Origin of the sequence: Shewanella sedimentimangrovi, assembly GCF_017354965.1 — a bacterium.
GTDB lineage: Bacteria > Pseudomonadota > Gammaproteobacteria > Enterobacterales > Shewanellaceae > Shewanella > Shewanella cyperi.
The window spans coordinates 1549997-1570634 of record NZ_CP071502.1 but is presented as its reverse complement, the minus strand read 5'-3'; the positions used below and the strand labels follow the sequence as shown (position 1 = coordinate 1570634).

At 53.3% G+C, this 20638-nt stretch carries 16 protein-coding genes, 3 tRNA genes and 2 pseudogenes; 9 read left to right on the top strand and 12 right to left on the bottom strand.

All coding sequences use genetic code 11. The features are described from left to right. Window position 1 precedes the first annotated feature (1 nt). Window positions 2-682, bottom strand: a complete 681-nt coding sequence (gene pspA, locus JYB85_RS06625) for a phage shock protein PspA (protein ID WP_207322581.1) — start codon at window positions 680-682, stop codon at window positions 2-4. 176 nt (window positions 683-858) lie between these two features. Between pspA and pspF the strand changes: the two genes are divergently transcribed. From pspF to ung, 8 genes are all read left to right on the top strand, one after another. Next, window positions 859-1944 carry a phage shock protein operon transcriptional activator gene (pspF, locus tag JYB85_RS06620; RefSeq protein ID WP_207381558.1) on the top strand — a complete coding sequence of 362 codons (1086 nt, stop codon included), beginning with the start codon at window positions 859-861 and terminating at the stop codon, window positions 1942-1944. Between the two features lie 68 nt (window positions 1945-2012). Then, complete coding sequence (locus JYB85_RS06615) at window positions 2013-3647, top strand: ABC transporter substrate-binding protein (RefSeq protein WP_207381557.1); 1635 nt, start codon at window positions 2013-2015, stop codon at window positions 3645-3647. Beyond that, window positions 3647-4678, top strand: a complete 1032-nt coding sequence (locus tag JYB85_RS06610; protein ID WP_207381556.1) for an ABC transporter permease subunit — start codon at window positions 3647-3649, stop codon at window positions 4676-4678. Before JYB85_RS06615 ends, JYB85_RS06610 begins: the two co-directional genes overlap by 1 nt. Beyond that, entirely contained in the window at window positions 4665-5555 is an 891-nt protein-coding gene (locus JYB85_RS06605; protein ID WP_207381555.1) for an ABC transporter permease subunit, read from the top strand. The genes JYB85_RS06610 and JYB85_RS06605 overlap by 14 nt, the downstream gene beginning before the upstream one ends. A gap of 4 nt (window positions 5556-5559) precedes the next feature. Continuing rightward, window positions 5560-6567, top strand: a complete 1008-nt coding sequence (locus JYB85_RS06600) for a peptide ABC transporter ATP-binding protein (RefSeq protein ID WP_207381554.1) — start codon at window positions 5560-5562, stop codon at window positions 6565-6567. Then, entirely contained in the window at window positions 6548-7333 is a 786-nt protein-coding gene (locus tag JYB85_RS06595; protein ID WP_207381553.1) for an ATP-binding cassette domain-containing protein, read from the top strand. The genes JYB85_RS06600 and JYB85_RS06595 overlap by 20 nt, the downstream gene beginning before the upstream one ends. A gap of 105 nt (window positions 7334-7438) precedes the next feature. Then, entirely contained in the window at window positions 7439-8641 is a 1203-nt protein-coding gene (fabV, locus tag JYB85_RS06590; protein WP_207381552.1) for an enoyl-ACP reductase FabV, read from the top strand. 110 nt (window positions 8642-8751) lie between these two features. Further along, window positions 8752-9408 carry a uracil-DNA glycosylase gene (gene ung / locus JYB85_RS06585; protein WP_207381551.1) on the top strand — a complete coding sequence of 219 codons (657 nt, stop codon included), beginning with the start codon at window positions 8752-8754 and terminating at the stop codon, window positions 9406-9408. Between the two features lie 94 nt (window positions 9409-9502). Here the strand turns inward: ung and JYB85_RS06580 are convergent. Continuing rightward, window positions 9503-9709 (bottom strand): annotated as a pseudogene (locus JYB85_RS06580) (transposase); the annotation flags it as partial. 67 nt (window positions 9710-9776) lie between these two features. Here JYB85_RS06580 and JYB85_RS06575 point away from each other — a divergent pair. Next, a protein-coding gene (locus tag JYB85_RS06575) for an IS3 family transposase (RefSeq protein ID WP_207381550.1) occupies window positions 9777-10939 on the top strand; the annotation gives its coding sequence in 2 pieces (ribosomal slippage) (window positions 9777-10032 and window positions 10032-10939; 1164 coding nt in all). 8 nt (window positions 10940-10947) lie between these two features. On the opposite strand, the pseudogene tnpA reads toward JYB85_RS06575, so the two are convergent. The 10 genes and pseudogenes from tnpA to JYB85_RS06525 form a co-directional block, all read right to left on the bottom strand. Continuing rightward, window positions 10948-11190: pseudogene (gene tnpA / locus JYB85_RS06570) on the bottom strand (IS200/IS605-like element ISSham1 family transposase); the annotation flags it as partial. Window positions 11191-11362: 172 nt separating this feature from the next. Continuing rightward, window positions 11363-13210, bottom strand: coding sequence for a SurA N-terminal domain-containing protein (locus JYB85_RS06565; RefSeq protein WP_207381549.1), 1848 nt, complete (start codon window positions 13208-13210; stop codon window positions 11363-11365). 213 nt (window positions 13211-13423) lie between these two features. Beyond that, entirely contained in the window at window positions 13424-13696 is a 273-nt protein-coding gene (locus JYB85_RS06560; protein WP_207322572.1) for an HU family DNA-binding protein, read from the bottom strand. Between the two features lie 256 nt (window positions 13697-13952). Continuing rightward, window positions 13953-16310, bottom strand: coding sequence for an endopeptidase La (gene lon / locus JYB85_RS06555; protein ID WP_207381548.1), 2358 nt, complete (start codon window positions 16308-16310; stop codon window positions 13953-13955). Window positions 16311-16442: 132 nt separating this feature from the next. Further along, window positions 16443-17720 carry an ATP-dependent protease ATP-binding subunit ClpX gene (gene clpX, locus JYB85_RS06550; protein WP_207381547.1) on the bottom strand — a complete coding sequence of 426 codons (1278 nt, stop codon included), beginning with the start codon at window positions 17718-17720 and terminating at the stop codon, window positions 16443-16445. Between the two features lie 84 nt (window positions 17721-17804). After that, a complete protein-coding gene (gene clpP, locus JYB85_RS06545) occupies window positions 17805-18413 on the bottom strand; it encodes an ATP-dependent Clp endopeptidase proteolytic subunit ClpP (protein ID WP_207322569.1) in 609 nt (202 codons plus the stop codon). Between the two features lie 89 nt (window positions 18414-18502). After that, the gene (gene tig / locus JYB85_RS06540) at window positions 18503-19807 is read right to left on the bottom strand and encodes a trigger factor (RefSeq protein ID WP_207381546.1); all 1305 of its coding nucleotides are present in this window, start codon (window positions 19805-19807) and stop codon (window positions 18503-18505) included. Between the two features lie 253 nt (window positions 19808-20060). After that, window positions 20061-20136: transfer RNA gene (locus JYB85_RS06535), tRNA-His, on the bottom strand. Between the two features lie 11 nt (window positions 20137-20147). Continuing rightward, window positions 20148-20224: transfer RNA gene (locus JYB85_RS06530), tRNA-Arg, on the bottom strand. Window positions 20225-20288: 64 nt separating this feature from the next. Further along, window positions 20289-20365, bottom strand: a tRNA-Pro gene (locus JYB85_RS06525). Window positions 20366-20638 lie beyond the last annotated feature (273 nt).

Sequence of the window (20638 nt, the reverse complement as noted above, 5' to 3'; positions counted from 1 at the left end):
GTTATTCTGCTTTGGCTTTGGTTTTGCCTTTTACTTTGGCCTTGAGGGCTTCCAGCTCGGCGGTCACCGAATCTTCGGCCTTGAGCGCGGCAAACTCGTCTTCCAGGCTGGACTTGCGCCCCAGATCATAGGACTCCACCTGTGCCTCCAGGCTTTCCACCCTGGCCTCGTACTGTTCAAACTTCATCATGGCGGTGTCAATCTTGCTGGAGTCCAGCTGCTTTTTCACTTCCAGGCGGCTGGAGGCCGTTTGCTTGCGCATGATGATGGTCTTCTGACGGGCCTTGGCATCGGCCAGTTTTTCCTGCAACTGGGCAATTTCTTCCTTCAGGCGCAGTATATGTTCTTCAACTACGGCCAGTTCCTGCTCCAATGTATCAGCCAGGTTGGCAGCCTTTTGTTTCTCAACCAGTGCCGCCTTGGCCAGGTCTTCCCTGTCTTTGGACAGTGCCAGTTCGGCCTTATCCTGCCAATCCTGCACCTGCTCCTGAACCCTGGCGATACGGCGCAGCAGTTCTTTCTTTTCCGCCAGTACTTTAGCAGAGGTTGAACGCACTTCAACCAGTGTGTCTTCCATTTCCTGGATAATCAGGCGCACCATTTTCTCCGGATCTTCCGCCTTGTCGAGCAGGGCACTGATGTTCGAGTTAATGATGTCTGCAAAACGAGAGAAAATACCCATAATTCTATCCTCACAAGATTGTTGGTTTCGCCATGATAAATACACTTTGCGTGCCAACTTTGATTTTTTCTTATTTTTCTTAAACTTAAACTAATTTTAAGATTTTCTTTATTTATTAGGATACTGGTCTTATTATGAATTTCACCAAATAATAGCGAATAATACCAACACCTACCGTGCCCAATACCTTTCAACAGGACAACCTTATAGGTCAGTCCAACGCCCTGCTTGAAGTGCTGGAGCATGTCTCCCGCATCGCCCCCCTGTCCAAACCTGTGCTTATCATTGGCGAACGCGGCACGGGTAAAGAGCTTATAGCGGAGCGACTGCATTATCTATCCCAACGTTGGGATCAGACCTTTATCAAGCTGAACTGTTCCTCACTGAGCGAAAATCTGCTTGAAAGTGAACTCTTTGGCCATGAGTCGGGTTCTTTTACCGGAGCCAAGGGCAAGCATGAGGGACGTTTTGAGAGGGCCAACGGTGGCACCCTGTTTTTGGATGAACTGGCCAACACCTCGGGGCTCATCCAGGAAAAACTGCTCAGGGTCATAGAGTACGGTGAATTTGAACGGGTTGGTGGCAGCAAAACCATACAGACGGATGTGCGCCTTATCTGTGCCGCCAACGAAGACTTGCCTTCCCTGGCGGAGGCCGGCGAATTTCGTGCCGATCTGCTCGATAGATTGGCATTTGATGTGATCACCCTGCCCCCCCTGCGCTGCCGCCCGGAAGACATAATGCCGCTGGCAGAATACTTTGCCGTCGGGATGGCACGACAGCTAAAACTGTCACTCTTCGCGGGTTTCAGCAACGAAGCAAAAGAGCAACTCATGGATTATGACTGGCCCGGCAATATCCGCGAGCTGAAAAACGTGGTGGAGCGCAGTGTCTACCGCAGCAGCGCCGAGGGCGAACCCATAGAAGACATCATCCTCGATCCCTTCGAGTCCCCCTACAGGCCCCAGGGACGGATCCGCACCGTGGAGCGACGCTCAGGCAATGGTAATGGCCACAGCCAGCCCATAAAAGTCACCGACACCGAGGTTTCAGCACCTGAGCCACAGCAGGTTTCCACGGCCAGCCGGGTCAATTTCCCCATAGATCTCAAGCAACATTGCGAAGATCTGGAGAAAGATATCATCCAGCAGGCGTTGGCAGCGGGTCAGTTCAACCAAAAGAAGACCGCGGATCTGCTGGGGTTGAGTTATCACCAATTGCGGGGCATTTTGAAGAAATACAATCTGCTGGAGAAGGCGTAAAGATTGCCCATCTCTTGCCGGCGCTGTTAAAATCAACCATTAACGCCATTATCGATAACCACTTATTAATGAATGCGCTGACAATCAGGCTCTGCAGAACCGCCGGAATCTTGCTGATGGGATGCTGGCTCTCTGCCTGTGGCCCGCAGCAACTGCCTCCCGGGTTGGTATATTGCTCGGAGGGCAACCCCGAGTCCTTCAACCCCCAGTTGGTGACTTCGGGTACCACCATAGATGCCACCTCACACCAGCTCTACAACCGCCTGGTGGATTACGACGATGACAGCGGTAAAATTGTTCCCGGTTTGGCCAAAGCCTGGCACGTCAGTGCTGATGGCCTGAACTACCGTTTTGAGTTGCGTAAAGGCGTCAGTTTTCACAGTTCAAAAATCTTCACCCCAAGCCGGACACTCAACGCCGACGACGTGCTGTTTTCCTTCCATCGTATTCTGGATGAAGATCACCCCTATCATTACGTGTCCCGCAGTGGCTATCCCTTCTTCCAGAGCATAGACTTTGCCGACCTGGTGACTTCGGTGACCAAGTTGGATGATTACCGCATTGAGTTTCACCTGTCGCGGCCCGATGCTTCCTTCCTGGCCAATCTTGCTACCGATTTTGCGGTAATTCTGTCCCAGGAATACGCGATGCAATTGCTGCGGGCCGGAACCCCGGAAAAACTCGATCAGTTGGCCATAGGCACAGGACCCTTCCGCCTGGTGGAATATGTCAAAAACGAGTACATCCGCTACCGCCGTCATGAAGGTTACTGGGGCAAAGTACCAGAGATAGAAATGCTGGTGTTTGATATCACCTCAAAGAGCACAGTGCGTTTATCGAAACTGATTACCGGGGATTGCAGCGTATCGGCCCTGCCCAAGGCTGGAGAACTGGCACGGGTAAGTGAACACCCCCAATTAGTGCTGGACGAGACCGCAGGATTAAACGTGGCCTTTTGGGCCTTCAATACCCAAAAGCCGCCGTTGAATGACGTGCGGGTGCGCCGGGCCCTGTCACATGCCGTGGACAAACAAAATATTTTGCGGGCCGTATACCAGAACAGCGCCATCGAGGCCAAGGGTATCTTGCCCCCCACTTCCTGGGCCTACAACAGCGACGCCGAGGCAGGTTTTGAGTTTTCTCAGGATAAAGCCCGGCAACTGCTGACCGAGGCTGGCATAGATAAACTGACCATTGATATCTGGGCCATGCCGGTGGCAAGGGCGTACAATCCCAACGCCCTGAAAACCGCCGAGCTTATCCAGGCGGATCTTGCCAAGATTGGGGTTAAGGTGAATATCATCAGTTACGACTGGAGTGTATTCACCCAAAAGCTGTCGCACAGCGACTACGACTCGGTTCTCATTGGCTGGAACGCAGACAACAGCGATCCGGACAATTTCTTCACCCCTTTGCTCAGTTGCGCCTCGGTGGAGTCCGGCAGCAACAGATCACGTTGGTGCAATACCGAGTTTGATGCCATGGTGCGCGCAGCCAAAGCCATCAACGACATTCGCGCCCGCACGGCCCTTTATCACGAGGCCGAGGCCATGCTGGCCGAGCAGGCTCCAATGATGAGCTTTGCCCACGCCAAACGCATGTTGTTAAAGAGAGAGCAAATTGCCGGTATGCACCTGAGTGCTTTCGGTGGCATTTCCTTTGGTAAGATCAGTATTGAGTCCGACAAGGAGCAAGCACACTGATGGCTATTTACTTGCTGCGACGCTTTAACTTGTTCTTGGCTACCTCGCTGCTGATGCTGCTGATCCTGTTTTATGTCACCGCCATGTTTCCGGTGGACCGGGCTTTTGCCCTGACGGGCATAGAGAATCCATCGGCGGCCGAGGCCATGCAAATCATTGCCGATTATCGACTGGATAAGTCGGAATTCAGTCAATTCCTGGCGTTTGTGGATCAACGGCTTTCCGGTAATTTGGGGATTTCGGTCACCTCCCAGCAGCCAGTGGCCCATGAGTTGGCCTCGGTCATGCCGGCGTCCTTTGAGTTGGCCGCCTTTGCCGCCATGCTGGCGCTGCTGCTGGGGGTTCCACTGGGCGTGCTGGCGTCGCTTAACCAGCACAAGCTGACCCAGCACGCCATCATGGCCATCACCCTGACCGGCTACTCCATTCCGGTATTCTGGCTCGGTTTGTCTCTGGCGCTGTGGTTCGGTGTCGAATTGGGCTGGTTGCCGATTTCAGGACAAATCAATCTGCTGTATGAGATAAAGCCGGTCACGGGCTTTATGCTCATAGACACCCTGCTGTCCGACTCCGAATACCGCATTCCCGCATTCAAGGATGCCCTGAGTCACATAGTGCTACCGGGGATCACCCTGGCTATCCTGCCCTTTACCGTGGTGGTGCGAATTACCCGCGCAGCCATGATGAATGTGATGAACCAGACCTTCATTCGCGCAGCTGAAGCTCGAGGTTTGGCCACGGCGACCATCATAGTGCGCCATGCTCTGCCCAATGCCCTGATCCCACTGCTCAAGCATCTGGGCCTGATGCTGGGCGCCTTTGCCAGCTACGCCATAGTGGTCGAAGTGATCTTCTCCTGGCCCGGTGTTGGCTCCTGGTTGGTGTCAGGGATTTATCAGCGTGATTACACGGTGATCCTCGGAGGCGTACTGGCCGTGTCGGTGTTAATCATCTTCCTCAGCATTCTTATCGAGGTACTGCACACGGCAGCCAACCCGCTCAGCAGGAAGGAACTCTATGCCTCGAATTAAGATTTATCAGGACGACGCCATTCCGTCCCCCATGCTGCGGCTGTGGCACAGCTTTGCGGCCAACCCCTTTGCCCTGGCCGGATTGTGGGTCATTGTCATTCTGCTATTGTTGACTCTGGTGGGGCCACTGCTGGCGCCTTATATGCCAGAGGTTCAAGATCCCAACGCCCTGCTGCTGCCCCCCTCCTGGGATCCCCAAGGCCATGTGGAACACTTCCTCGGGACAGATGATTTGGGCAGGGACATATTCAGTCGTCTGCTCCATGGTGTCCAACTGACCTTTGGTATGTCTTTGGCCGTGGTGGCGCTGGCCCTGATGGTGGGCTTTGTTATCGGCTCCCTGTCCGGCATGATGAAAGGGCTTAAATCCAGTATCCTCGGGCATCTGCTGGACGCCCTGCTGTCAATCCCATCTTTGTTGATGGCGATCCTGGTGGTCGCCGTGCTCGGTCCCGGCCTGGGTAATGTCTTTTGGGCCGTGGGCTTTGCGCTGACGCCCCAGTTTGTCCGCGCCATTCACCAGGCGGTGCATGAAGAGCTGCAAAAGGAATACGTGACCGCCGCCAAGCTTGATGGGGCCAACCCACTGCAGATTTTCTGGTTTGTGATTATGCCCAATGTCTGGGAAACTGTGATCATCCAGACCACACTGGCCATCTCGGCAGCAATTCTCGACATTGCCGCCCTGGGCTTTTTGAGTCTGGGTGCCCAGGCCCCAAGTCCCGAATGGGGTGCCATGGTGGCCCAAGGCTTGGATAACCTGCTGACGGCCCCCTGGACCATTACCATTCCCGGACTGGCCATTCTCTTTAGCGTGCTCGCCGTCAACCTGGTCGGTGATGGCCTGAGATCGGCATTGGCGCCGATTAAGAACTGAATCTATGCCTTTACTCGATATCCGCAACCTCACCATAGAGCTGGACACGCCCCACGGCCGGGTCAAGGCGCTTGAGCGGGTCAGTCTGACCCTGAGCGCAGGTGAAGTCCATGGTCTGGTGGGCGAATCCGGCTCGGGTCGCAGTCTGCTGGCCCGCGCCATTCTCGGGATCCCCGGCCCCAATTGGATTATTACCGCCGACCGTATGATGTGGGATGGCCGTAACCTGATGGAGATGTCGGAGTCGGAGCGCCGGGCCCTGATGGGTTCCGACATGGCGATGATTTTCCAGGATCCATCGGGCAGTATGGATCCGGTCCAGACCATTGGCAGTCAGCTGATTGAGGCCATGCCCAGAGAGCCACAGGTTCCCTTCTGGCGGCGCAAAAAAGAACGCACCCTGCTGGCCCAGCGCTGGTTGCACAAGGTCGGGATTAAGGATCCCAAGAGGGTAATGGCCAGCTATCCCTGGGAAACTTCCGAAGGAGAATGCCAAAAGGTGATGATTGCCATGGCCCTGGCCAATCAGCCCAGACTGCTTATCGCCGATGAACCCACCAACTCCATGGAGCCCAGCACCCAGGCACAGATCTTCCGCTTGCTGGCCCAGCTGAACCAGCTGCAGGGGGTCACCATTTTGCTGATCAGCCACGAGCTGGAGACCCTGGCCCATTGGTGTAACCAGCTGACCGTGCTGTATTCGGGTCAGGTGATGGAGTCAGGCCCGGCGGCGGAATTACTGCAGGAGCCCTATCATCCCTATACCAAGGCCTTGCTGCAGCATATGCCGGACTATGCCGGAACCCAGCCCCACAAGAGCTTGATGCCAACCTTGCCGGGCTCGGCGCCGGCGTTGCAACATCTGCCCATTGGTTGCCGTCTGGGGCCCCGTTGTCCCGAGGCCCAGCGTCAGTGCGTGCGTCAACCCATGCTGACCCACCAGAAAGACAGGTATTACGCTTGCCATTTCCCCTACAAAAATGAGACCGGTCATGACGACACCTCTGCTTAAGGTCAATGATCTCACCAAGCGCTATTTCAGCGGTTACCGCAGTTTTCAGCGTCAATACCATGAAGCACTGGCGCCCATATCCTTTGAACTTGGTCGGGGGGAAACCCTGGCAATAGTCGGAGAGGCCGGCTCGGGCAAGAGCACCCTGGCCCGTATCCTGGTGGGTGCAGAAGAGCGCAGCGGCGGGGAAATCTTCTTTGAGGGCACGGCGTTGGAGAGCCGCAACGTCAAGCAGCGCTGCAAGCTCATCCGCATGATCTTCCAAGACCCCAATACCTCGCTCAATCCCAGATTGAGCATCGGCGAGCTGCTGGAAGAACCCTTAAGATTCAATACCGAAATGAGCGCCCAGGAACGCCAGATACAGGTAGCCGAAACCTTGCGCAAGGTTGGCCTGCTGCCGGAGCATGCGGAGTTCTATCCTCACATGATTTCCGAGGGTCAAAAGCAAAGGGTAGCCGTGGCCCGGGCTTTAATGCTCAATCCCAAGATCATTATTGCCGACGAGGCCTTGACGGCACTTGACCTTTCGGTGCGGTCCCAAATCCTCAATCTGTTGCTGCAACTGCAAAAGGAGCTGGGACTGTCCTATATTTTCGTATCCCACAACCTCAATATCATCCGCCATGTCAGTGACAAGATAATGGTATTGCACAAGGGGAAATTGATAGAAAAAGGCCCGGTCGAACAAGTTTTTTGTGAGCCTAAACAAGAGTATACCCAGAGACTTATCGCAGAACAGAGCCTGTTCAGCCACAAACGCTGAACTGCTCCAACCACTCGTGAAAAGGCGGTAGATTGTTAAAAATGGCTGCCAATTCCACGACTAACTCATTATCCTAATGCCAGTGTTGACTGAAGAAGCTAAAACATGATTATCAAACCAAAAATCCGTGGTTTTATTTGCACCACTACTCATCCCCAGGGCTGTGAAGCCAACGTTCTGGAACAGATCAATATCACCAAGGCCCGTGGCCCAATAGCCAACGGCCCCAAGCGCGTACTGGTTGTCGGAGCTTCCAGTGGTTACGGTCTGTCTTCACGTATTGCCGCCGCCTTTGGTTGTGGCGCCGCCACCATAGGGGTCTTTTTTGAGAAGCCCGGCACCGAAAGCAAACCAGGCACCGCCGGCTGGTATAACTCTGCCGCCTTTGACAAATTCGCCAAGGCCGAAGGTCTGTATTCCAAGAGCCTGAACGGTGATGCCTTCAGCCATGAAGCCAAGCAAAAGGTGATTGACCTTATCAAGGCCGATCTCGGCCAGATTGATATGGTGGTTTATTCACTGGCTTCGCCGGTACGTAAATTGCCGGACAGTGGTGAACTGATCCGTTCATCTCTCAAGCCCATTGGCGAACCTTATACATCCACTGCCGTGGATACCAACAAGGACACCATTATTGAAGCCAGTGTGGAGCCGGCCACCGAGCAGGAAATCCAGGATACGGTAACTGTGATGGGCGGTCAGGATTGGGAACTGTGGATCGATGCCCTGAGCCAGGCCGGCGTACTGGCCGATGGCTGCAAGACTGTGGCCTACAGCTACATAGGCACCGAATTGACCTGGCCCATCTACTGGCACGGCGCCTTGGGCAAGGCCAAGATGGATCTCGACCGCGCCGCCCATGCCCTGAATGACAAACTGTCAGCCAAGGGTGGCAGCGCCAATGTGGCCGTGCTCAAGAGCGTGGTGACCCAGGCCTCTTCCGCCATCCCTGTGATGCCTCTGTATATCGCCATGGTGTTCAAAAAAATGCGCGAACAGGGACTGCATGAAGGTTGTATGGAGCAGATCCTGCGTATGTTCAGCGAGCGTCTCTACAAGGCCGATGGCTCAGCTGCTGAAACCGACAGTGAAAACCGTCTGCGCCTGGATGACTGGGAACTGCGCGATGAGATCCAGCAGCACTGCCGCGATCTCTGGCCACAAATCACCACAGAAAACCTGGCACAGCTGACCGACTACGTCGAATACAAGGCCGAGTTTATCAAGCTGTTCGGCTTTGGTATCGATGGCATTGATTACGATGCCGACGTCAATCCTGAAGTCAATTTCGACGTGGAAGATATCTAATCTTCCGGGATACTTGATACTCAAAAAACGCCGCAATCAGCGGCGTTTTTTATTTGCACTGACCAGGGTGATTTTCAATAATGATGCCGAAACTTGACCTGGAAAATGAAATGAACTGGACGCAGTTGCTTGCACAGGAAAAGCAGAAAACTTATTTTCGTGACACCCTGGCCTATGTGCAGCAGCGCCGCAACCAGGGCATTGAGGTCTATCCACCCAAGGAGCAGGTATTTGAAGCCTTTCGTTTAACGCCCCTTGACCAAATCAAGGTGGTGATACTGGGCCAGGATCCCTACCACGGTCCCAATCAGGCCCATGGTCTGTGCTTTTCGGTAAAATACCCTTGCCCACCGCCGCCTTCGCTGCTCAATATCTTTGCCGAGTTGCAGCAGACTATTCCCGGCTTCAGCATACCCGGCCACGGCGATCTCAGTAGCTGGGCACGCCAGGGGGTATTATTGCTCAACACGGTATTGACTGTGGAACGGGGCCAGGCTCATTCCCACGCCCATTTGGGGTGGGAACAGTTCACCGACAAGGTTATTCAAGGGATCAGCACATACAGGGAAAGAGTTATCTTTTTACTCTGGGGCAGTCATGCACGCAAAAAAGCGGCACTGATAGACGCTAAAAAACACACAGTATTACAGGCCCCTCATCCATCACCTTTGTCAGCCCACAGGGGCTTTCTCGGCTGTGGCCATTTTGCAACGACCAACGCACTGTTACAGCAACAGGGGCTAGCCCCCATTCACTGGCAGTTGTAACCCTCTGTAATGGTCAGTTAGCCACAAAATCCCGTAAAAATCCACCTGCATAGCAGGTGGCTTTGACACAGCCCCCTAAAAGGGGGCTTAAAAACTAACCTTCCAACCCTAACGCTATTTGCCGTTTCTCTTCTTCTTTGGCTGTCTTTTCCTGGTGCCGTACATATCTACGGATTATGTCTTCGTTTGCTCCTACTGAGTCCACAAAATAACCCCGTTGCCAGAAGTGATTCCCCCAGAGCTTGTGCTTTCTTAAATAAGGAAATTTGGCAAACATCCTGATCGCGGTTCTCCCTTTAACTGTAGTGCTCTAATAATTCCGGACACCCATTAAGGTGGTAAAATTGCCACACTAAAAGAGGTGTTCAATGACCAGAAATCGTCGTACTTATTCGCCAGAGTTCAAGCATGAGGCTGCTTGCCTGGTACTCGACCAGAATTATTCAGTTCCGGAAGCCTGCCGTGCAGTGGATGTGGGTGAAACCGCCATGCGCCGCTGGGTTGAGCAGTTGAGAGCGGAGCGTGGCGGGCTGACGCCAAGTTCCAAAGCGCTGACACCGGAGCAGCAGAAAATTCAGGAATTGGAGGCCCGGATTAACCGCCTTGAGCGAGAAAAGGCAATTTTAAAAAAGGCCACAGCTCTCTTAATGTCGGACGAACTCGAACGTACGCGCTGATAGACCAGTTGAGGGAGCATGGTGCAATCGAATTGGTCTGTTCAGTGTTCGATATCGCTCTATCCAGTTACTACGAATACAGGCAACGGCAACAAGGCCCTGACCCTGAGCGCATGGCGCTGCGCAGCGATATCAAGCGGCTGTTCCGGCTCAGCCGCGGTGCTGCCGGCAGCCGTACCCTGGTCCGGATGATGCGGAAGCTGGGGTATCGTATCGGTCGCTTCAAGATCAGAAGATTGATGCAGGAAGCCCAGTTGATAAGCAAGCAGCCCGGAGCTCACGCCTACAGACAGGCCACGGTTGAACGACTCGATATCCCAAATCGCCTGAGCCGTCAGTTCAAGGTGAGTGGCCCAAATCACGTCTGGTGTGGGGATATCACCTACATCTGGGCGGGCAGTTGCTGGTGCTATCTGGCGGTCGTGCTCGATCTGTACCGGCGTCGCGTGGTCGGCTGGGCGCTGTCGGATAAACCCGATGCGACATTGGCAACCAAAGCGCTGACCATGGCGTATGAACAACGGGGACGACCACAGGGTGTAATGTTCCACTCCGATCAGGGCAGCCAATACACCAGCCGCCAGTTTCGGCAACATCTGTGGCGTTATCGTATGACCCAAAGCATGAGTCGCCGCGGCAACTGCTGGGACAATGCACCGATGGAGCGCTTGTTCCGCAGTTTGAAAACCGAGTGGGTACCCGTGACCGGATATAGCTCCAGGGGAGAAGCAATGAAAGATATCAGTTTTTACCTGATGGACTACTACAACCGGCGACGGCCCCACAGCTACAACGCTTGGTTGCCCCCTGCGCGAGCAGAAAATCAACCTAACTTACAGTCCGGAAATTGTTGACCACTACAAACAAAACCCATTAAATCCGACACGCTTAGACTGGGTGGGGTTCTGACTACTAGATGGACATGATCTTCCTGAACATTTAGTTCCACGACTCTGCATTTCTTCATGTTGCAGTAAACATAGATACTTCGATAAAGCTCTCTGCCGAGATTACCTTTCAGGATTTTGTACCTGTACTTGGGTGTCCAAACGAGGTGATACTGACAACGATAGAATACGTGAGACGCGGATTCATATCTGCTCATGCTACTTACTCCTTGATTTGCTGGTAACAAACCGAGGGAGTATTTAGCATGGGCATTCTCCGGGCAAAGCCCCACCAGAACGATCACCACCTCCATAGGAGGTGGTTTTAGGGTGACAATAAAAAAGGCCGCTGCATAAATAAGCAGCGGCCTTTTCTGTTGTTATAACCTGTTACAGCGCGCTGTAGCTGATTTCGGCATTGGCCTTCAGGCTGTCTATCAAAGCACGATAAGCGGCCTCAGTGTTCTGGGAGGCCATGCGGCTGGCCAGGGCTTTTTGCGTAGCCTCATCCACGGAGCTTGCCTCGTTGATCTTGTCAAGCACCACCAGGGCATAGCCGGAAGCCAGACTGACGGTATCGGCAGCACCGACGGCCATCTGGAAAGCCTTATTGACTATAGAAGGGTCCAGTTCACGGCTATAGCGGGCGACAGCGGCCTTGGTCTCAAGCTCCAGTGCTTCACCGGCATTGAACTTGCTCAGCAATTCCTGGGCTTTGGCCATAGCGGCTTCGTTGGCTTTTTCCTGAGTCAGGCGGGCAATGATGTCGGCCTTGGCCTCATCAAATGGCTGGGTACCGGCGGCTTTGTGTTCCTTGACCCGAACCACCATCACAGAGTTTGGAGCCAGCTCAACCACTTCGCTGTTCATACCGCTGTGCAGCACAGCATCGGAGAACGCCGCTTTAAGCACTTCGGGATGATTGAGTTCGGCAGGAGCCATGTCACGGGCAAACAGCTCGGTACTCTTCACCTCGGCGCCAATGGCTTTGGCGGCCTCGGCCAGGGTATCCGGTACTTCGTAGCTGATGTCAGCGAGTTTCTGTTGCAGACCATAGTACTTGTCAACGGCCTGTTTTTCCTTCAACTGCGCGAGGATTTTGTCTTTTACCGATTCAAAGCTGGCCTGATCACCACCCTGGACGTCCAGCAACTTGACTATGTGGAAACCAAAGTCGGATTTCACCACCTCTGAATATTGGCCCTTTTCCAGCGCAAACAGTGCACCATCGAAGGCGGGATCCATTACACCCTGCTCAAACCAATCCAGTTGACCACCCTGAGCGCCGCTGAAGGTATCTTCGGATTCTTTCTTGGCCAATTCGGCAAAGTCGGTTCCAGAGACCAGCTGCTGATGCAGCGCTTCGGCTTTAGCCTTGGCAGCCGCTTCATCATCACCGAATCCCACCAGAATATGGGCGGCAAGACGCTTTTCGGCGGTGCGGTATTGACCTTGATGCTCGTCGTAATAGCCCTTGGCCTCATCATCGCTGACGCTGATATCGGCCGCAAAATCGGCCGCATTCAGAGCCACATACTCAAGGCTGACGAGCTCAGGAGTCATAAATTGATCCTGATTGGCATCGTAAAAACCTTTGGCATCCTCGTCACTGACACTGATCCCGGCAACGAAAGGCTCGGCATCAACCATTTGGAAACGCACGTCACGGGTTTGGGCCTGCAGCTTGGCAATTTCAGTCGATTCACCTGGCAGCACAAACTCGGAACCCACCAAACCGTTAATCAACTGGCGACGGGTCATATCAACACGCATCATGTCGCGGAAACTGTTGGTCTTGTAACCCATTTGGCTCAGGATGGCGAGGTAGCGATCATTGTCGAACTTGCCATCGGTCTGGAAAGCCGGCTCGTTCATGATGGCCTGTTTGATCTGCTCATCGGAGATCCTAAGCCCCATGCGCTTGGCAGTCTGGTCCATCAGCTTTTCAGCCACCAGGCGGTCGAGCACACCCTGCTTCAGCGAACGCAGGTAATTGTCATCGGCAGACAGTGCGGCAAACATCTCGCCCATCTGCTGCTCCATACGGGCTTTCTCATTCTGGAACGCTTGCTCCAGCTCGTTCTTGGAAATGTCTTCACCGTTAACGCTGGCCGCAGGCGCTTCCTGGGTCGAGCCCAGATAGCTGCTCACGCCGGCAAAGGCGAAGGATAGTATCACCAGCACGAGAATGCCCTTGGCAATCGCGCTCTGGGAACCGTCACGAATCTTCTCTAACATCGGATGTCCCGCTTGTGCATTATTATTAAAATAAAAAGGCGCATCTCTTTCTGGATGCGCCTTTATGAAACTGTTCAGGAGTAACCAGGGATAACCTGTTTCAAGTTGTCACTCCGGTTGTCTATCCGGGATAGACCAACCTTCATCTCGTAAAAAGCACTGCCTGGCAGTGCTTTTGTACAAACGCCTTATTCAGGCTGCGTCGTCAATGAATCAGTTGACAGCGTCTTTCAGCGCTTTACCAGCTTTGAAAGCTGGGATGTTGGCCGCAGCAATCTTGATCTCTTTACCCGTTTGTGGGTTGCGACCGGTACGCTCAGCGCGCTGACGTACTTCAAAAGTACCAAAACCAACAAGAGAAATTTTACCGCCATCTTTCAGACTTTCAGTCACAGCGTCGATGAAAGAATCCAGTGCACGGCCGGCAGCGGCCTTGGAAATGTCAGCACCAGAAGCGATTTTCTCGATTAGTTCAGATTTATTCATGTCATCCCCTTGAATGTTGTTTTTCGCGCCGCAACCAAATCCTTCTCCAGAGCGGTCTGCGGAGGCTTTTATAACAAGCTTGAAACCAAAGTTCAAGCCTCAATCGAAAACGAAAAATAAAATTGGATACAGCTCAAAGCCAGTCGCCCCAAGGGATTGGAGCGAATGGCTCTCCACGGACCTAGGCTACCACAGGTAAGGGTTTTGTTAAGCCCCTTTTTTCACTTTTTTTAGGGTGATAGCACAGATTTTTGCCTTATCCGGCGTTTTTTACGACCTCGAAACCTTCAACCGGTCTTTCCAACGCCAATTTCAGAACCTCATCGACCCATCTGACCGGGTGGATTTGCAGATCTGCTATTACATTGGCGGGAATTTCTTCCAGGTCGCGCTCGTTCTCTTTCGGAATAAGCACATGCTTGATACCACCTCGATGGGCCGCCAGCAGCTTTTCCTTCAGACCACCGATGGGCAATACTTCACCGCGCAGGGTAATTTCGCCCGTCATGGCTACGTCGGCACGAACCGGATTACCGGTCAAGCTAGACACCAGCGCAGTACACATGGCCGCACCGGCCGATGGACCGTCCTTGGGAGTTGCCCCCTCGGGTACATGCACATGGATATCACGCTTCTCGTAAAAGTCCGCATTGATCCCAAGCTGCTCGGCACGGGCACGCACCACTGTCAGAGCTGCCTGAATAGACTCCTGCATTACATCGCCAAGAGATCCTGTGTAGGTCAGCTTACCCTTGCCAGCAACTGAGGTCGCCTCAATGGTGAGCAGATCGCCACCCACCTGGGTCCAGGCCAGGCCAGTCACCTGCCCCACCTGATTCTTGGACTCTGCCTTGCCATAGTCGTGACGCTGCACCCCGAGGAAAGACTTGAGGTTATCCGCGGTCACCGCAACATGCTTAACATTCTTGTCGAGCAATATCTGCTTCACCACCTTGCGGCAGATCTTGGACAGTTCGCGCTCCAGCGCCCGCACGCCGGCTTCCCGGGTGTAGTAACGGATAATCCCGAGAATGGCACCGTCATCGACCGAGATTTCTTTTGGCTTGAGGCCATTGCGCTCAATCTGCTTGGGCATCAGATGCTGTTTGGCGATATTGAGCTTTTCATCTTCGGTATAACCGGACAGACGGATCACTTCCATACGGTCCAGCAAAGGACCCGGAATATCCATGGAGTTACTGGTGGCAACAAACATCACATCCGACAGGTCGTAATCCACTTCCAGGTAGTGATCGCTGAAAGTCGCATTCTGCTCAGGATCCAGCACCTCAAGCAGAGCCGAGGCCGGATCGCCGCGCATATCGGAACTCATCTTGTCGATTTCATCCAGCAGGAACAGCGGGTTCTTGACTCCCACCTTGGCCATTTTCTGAATGATCTTACCCGGCATAGAGCCGATGTAAGTACGCCTGTGACCGCGGATCTCGGCCTCATCACGGACACCGCCAAGGGCAACCCGCACGTACTTACGGCCGGTGGCCTTGGCAATGGATTGTCCCAGTGAGGTTTTACCCACACCCGGTGGTCCCACCAGACACAGTATCGGTCCCTTCAATTGCTTCACCCGGCTTTGTACCGCCAGGTATTCCAGGATCCGCTCTTTCACTTTCTCAAGACCATAGTGGTCCGTATCCAGCACCTCTTGAGCCTTACCCAGATCGCGCTTAATCTTGGAACGCTCAAACCAAGGCACGGATGTCATCCAGTCCACATAGCTGCGAACCACTGTGGCCTCGGCAGACATGGGGGACATCATTCTGAGCTTGTTGAGTTCGGCCAGCGCCTTCTCTTTGGCATCGGCGGGCATCTTGGCTTCTTCAATCTTACGATTCAGGCCCTCAAACTCATCGTGGCCCTCTTCAAGATCGCCAAGCTCTTTCTGAATGGCCTTCATCTGCTCATTGAGATAATACTCGCGCTGGCTCTTCTCCATCTGCTTTTTGACCCGCGAACGGATGCGCTTTTCAACCTGCAACAGGTCGACCTCGGCTTCCATCATGGCCATCAGATATTCGAGCCGCTCACCCACATTGATCATTTCAAGCACGGACTGTTTATCTTCCAGCTTGAGCGGCATGTGGGCCGCCATGGTGTCGGCCAGCCTGGCGGCTTCATCAATGCCGGACAGGGACGTCAGCACCTCGGGCGGGATCTTTTTGTTGAGCTTAATATAGCCCTCAAATTGACCCAGGGCACTGCGCACCAGAACTTCTTCTTCCTTTTCGTTCAAAGGCTCAGACTCAAGGTACTCAACCTTGCCGACAAAGAAAGGCTCTTCCTGGGTGTACTTGTTGATTCGGGCACGGCGACCGCCTTCAACAAGCACCTTGACCGTGCCATCGGGCAACTTCAACAGTTGCAATATGGAGGCCACGGTACCGATTTCAAAAATGTCATCCCGACTGGGTTCATCGAGATCCGCGTCCCGCTGAGCCACCAGCATGATCTGCTTGTCCTGGGCCATGGCCGTTTCCAGACAGCGGATAGACTTCTCACGGCCAACAAACAATGGAATGACCATATGGGGGTATACCACCACGTCTCGCAGTGGCAATACGGGCAGTTCGAAATGCGCTTCACGCTCTTGAGTCATAACTCGATTCCGTCCGGTAAATAGGTGGGTATTAACGAGTATATTGGGGCGGTTTTAATTGTTTCAATGTCAAAAATAAAAAAAGGAGCCCAGTTGGGCTCCTTCTCTACAGAGTGGCAATCGAGTGCCGAATTATTGCTCACCCGAGGCAGCCTGGGACTCGTTGTGCTGATAGATGAGGATTGGTGCGGATTCACCGTTCACCACAGATTCATCCACCACGGCCTTGGCCACACCCTCAACCGAAGGCAGGTCATACATGGTGTCGAGCAATATGCCTTCCACAATCGAGCGCAAACCACGGGCCCCCGTCTTGCGGGACATGGCTTTCCGGGCGATGGCCTTGAGCGCATCTTCGCGGAATTCCAGCTCCACACCTTCCATTTCAAACAGCGCGGCGTACTGCTTGGTCAAGGCATTCTTGGGCTCGGCCAGGATTTGTACCAGAGCGGCTTCATCCAACTCGGCCAGGGTAGCCACAACCGGCAGACGACCGATAAATTCGGGGATCAGACCGTATTTAACCAAATCTTCCGGCTCAACCTGAGACAGGATGTCGGAAATGCTGGCCTTGTCTTCCTTACCTTTCACCTGGGCCCCGAAGCCGATACCAGTGCCCGTGTGAGCGCGCTGCTCAATCACTTTTTCCAGACCGGCAAAGGCGCCGCCACAGATAAACAGGATGCGGGAGGTATCAACCTGCAGAAATTCCTGTTGTGGATGCTTGCGCCCACCTTGAGGAGGGACGGCCGCCACTGTACCTTCGATCAGTTTCAGCAGCGCCTGCTGTACACCTTCACCGGAGACGTCGCGGGTAATGGAAGGGTTGTCAGATTTACGGCTGATCTTGTCGATTTCATCGATATAGACAATACCCCGCTGGGCTTTTTCCACATCGTAATCGCACTTTTGCAGCAACTTCTGAATGATGTTTTCCACGTCCTCACCCACATAACCGGCTTCGGTCAGGGTGGTGGCGTCAGCCATGGTGAATGGCACATTGAGGAAGCGTGCCAGGGTTTCGGCCAGCAGGGTCTTACCGCTGCCTGTAGGACCAATCAGCAGTATGTTACTCTTACCGAGCTCAACCCCATCTTTAGGCACACCGTTACGCAACCGCTTGTAGTGGTTATAAACCGCAACCGACAGCACCTTCTTGGCCTTCTCCTGGCCAATTACGTAATCGTCCAGGTGCGCGCGCAATTCGTGCGGCGTCGGTAATTTTTCATGATCCCGCTTTGGCGAAATCTCTTTGATCTCTTCACGAATGATGTCGTTGCACAGTTCGACACACTCATCACATACATAAACGGATGGTCCTGCGATGAGCTTGCGGACTTCATGTTGACTCTTACCGCAAAAAGAGCAGTACAGCAGCTTGCCGCTGTCACCGTTTTTACTATCACCCATTACTTTACCCCGTTTGCAGCACTTCTGGCCGCCTGTCTCTTCTCAATCCCGTCAGTTTGAGCATAGCCCAGCAGACGGTAAAAATCAGCGCTTGGTCAGTACCGAATCGATGAGGCCATACTCCATTGCCTGGGTAGCGCTCATAAAATTATCCCGGTCGGTGTCACGCTCAATGACCTCCAAAGGCTGACCTGTGTGCTCTGAGAGGATTTGATTCAGTTTGTTCTTGATGCCCAATATTTCCTGGGCATGGATGGCGATGTCGGACGCCTGTCCCTGGAAACCACCCAGGGGTTGATGGATCATCACCCTGGCGTTTGGCAAACAGTGGCGCATTCCCTTGGCACCACCGGCCAGCAGGAAGGCCCCCATGCTGCAGGCCTGACCGATACAGACAGTGCTGACATTGGGCTTGATGAACTGCATGGTGTCATAAATAGCCATACCCGCAGTCACTGAACCGCCCGGTGAGTTGATATAGAGGTAGATCTCTTTATCCGGGTTTTCAGATTCCAAAAACAGCAGTTGCGCTACGATAAGATTGGCCATGTGCTCTTCGACCTGCCCCACCATAAAGATCACCCTTTCTTTGAGCAATCTGGAGTAGATATCGTAGGAACGCTCTCCCTTGGCAGTCTGTTCAACCACCATTGGGATCAGAGCATTGAGTACTGATTCTGGCGCTTTGTACATTATGAATTCCCTGAATAAAAAATGGCTCGCATGAGGAGCCTCATACGAGCCATTATAAAAGGCGTTTAGCCAAGCAAGTCAAGCTAAGCTTAAGCGCGGCCGGTAGCCTTGTTCATAAAATCTTCAAAGGCGACTTCTTTCTCGGTAACCTTGGCAGATTTCAACAGAGCTTCAACCGCTTGCTCTTCCAGAGCCACGTTGCGCATGTTTTGCATCAGCTCTTTGTTGCCATTGTAATAGGCAACCACTTCACTTGGATCTTCGTAGGCAGAAGCCATGGAAGCGATCAGGTTTTGAACGCGCTCTTCCTCGGCAGTCAGCTCGTTGCTCTTGATCACTTCGCCCAGCAGCAGACCCACTTTTACGCGGCGTACGGCTTGCTCGGTGAACAGCTCGGCTGGCAGTTCAGGCATGTTGGCGGCTTGACCACCAAAACGCTGCATGGCCTGACGACGCAGTACATTGATTTCGCCATCGATCAGCGCTTTTGGCAGCTCAACGTCGTTGGCAGCCAGCAGACCATTGATCACTTGCTCTTTCACATTGGCTTTCAGGGCCTGATCCAGCTCGCGGCTCATGTTCTTGCGGATTTCCTGTTTCAGGGCATCCAGACCACCTTCGCTGATACCGAACAGGGCAGCGAACTCATCGTTAACTTCCGGCAAATTGGCGGCCAGAACTTCGGTCAGGGTGATAGCGAACTTGGCCGCTTTACCCTTCAGGTTTTCAGCGTGGTATTCTTCTGGGAAAGTCACGTCGATATCGAAAGCTTCACCGGCCTTGTGACCCTTGATGCCTTCTTCGAAGCCAGGGATCATGCGACCGCTGCCCAATTGCAGTTCAAAGCCTTCAGCCTTGCCGCCTTCAAATTCTTCACCGTCAACACTGCCAACAAAGTTGATCTTAACCTTGTCGCCGTCTTCAGCGGCACGCTCAACAGCAGCAAAAGTAGCGTGCTGCTTGCGCAGGGTTTCGATCATGTTGTCAACGTCGGCATCGGTCACTTCAGCCTTTGGCTGTTCAACTTCGATGGCATCCAGGCCTTGCAGGCTCACTTCTGGATAAATTTCAAAGGTGGCCACGAATTCAAACTTTTCGCCTTCGGTCTTGCCAGGCATGAAAGTTGGGGCACCGGCAGGATTCAGCTTCTCGGCGATGATGGCTTCGATAAAGTTACGCTGCATCACTTCACCAGTGATGTCTTGACGGATGGCATCACCGTAACGCTTGTTGATTACGCTGACGGGTACTTTGCCAGGACGGAAACCAGGAATACGGGCACGCTTGGCTTCGCGTTGCAGACTGTCTTTTACCAATGTTTCGATTTGTTCGGCTGGTACAGAAATAGTCAGGCGACGCTCTAAGCCTTGAGTTGTTTCAACAGAAACTTGCATTGTTTTACCTCGAAATATGTCTAACGTCCTTTGTAATAGCCGAGTCATTCAACTATTCAGGTGTTCGTTTCTTGATCATTGAATATGACTAAAATGCCCGTCAGAACTGACTTTCGGCACTGGTCGCTCATGGTTGATAGATATCAAGACGCGACATTATAGCAACGTATTTTACAGAGTCGAGCCTCAATCGGCCCTTTGCGGACAGAAAAAAAGCGACCTGGGGTCGCTTTTTTCTACTTCAGAGAAGAAGTGGGGTGACTGATGGGGCTCGAACCCACGACAACCGGAATCACAATCCGGGGCTCTACCAACTGAGCTACAATCACCACTGATTTAGTGGCACGCCCGGCAGGATTCGAACCTGCGACCATCCGCTTAGAAGGCGGATGCTCTATCCAACTGAGCTACGGGCGCAAGGTTGCAGTAACACTGCATGCCTAACCGAACGAAACAACGCTTCATGCGCTGTTTTTAAAATTGGTCGGTGATAGAGGATTCGAACCTCTGACCCTCTGGTCCCAAACCAGATGCGCTACCGGACTGCGCTAATCACCGAAGTGCTTTTGTTTCAATGACTTTAGCCAAGGTAACAATTGCTTCTGTTCCTGCTTATACCGTCATCGACGTTTGCATGTCGGAGCCGTGCTTTGGAACGGAGCGCATCTTATCCCCTGCCCCGTTCACCGTCAACGATTTTTTTGTCCTCCAAGCGCGGCTGATGATTTTCCATCCGAATTGAGAATTCGCTTACAGAGTCGGGGACTCAGCCATGACACTCAGGGCAAGCGCTGTTAGAATATGCGCGCTAAAACATCCGGTTCCTCTCAG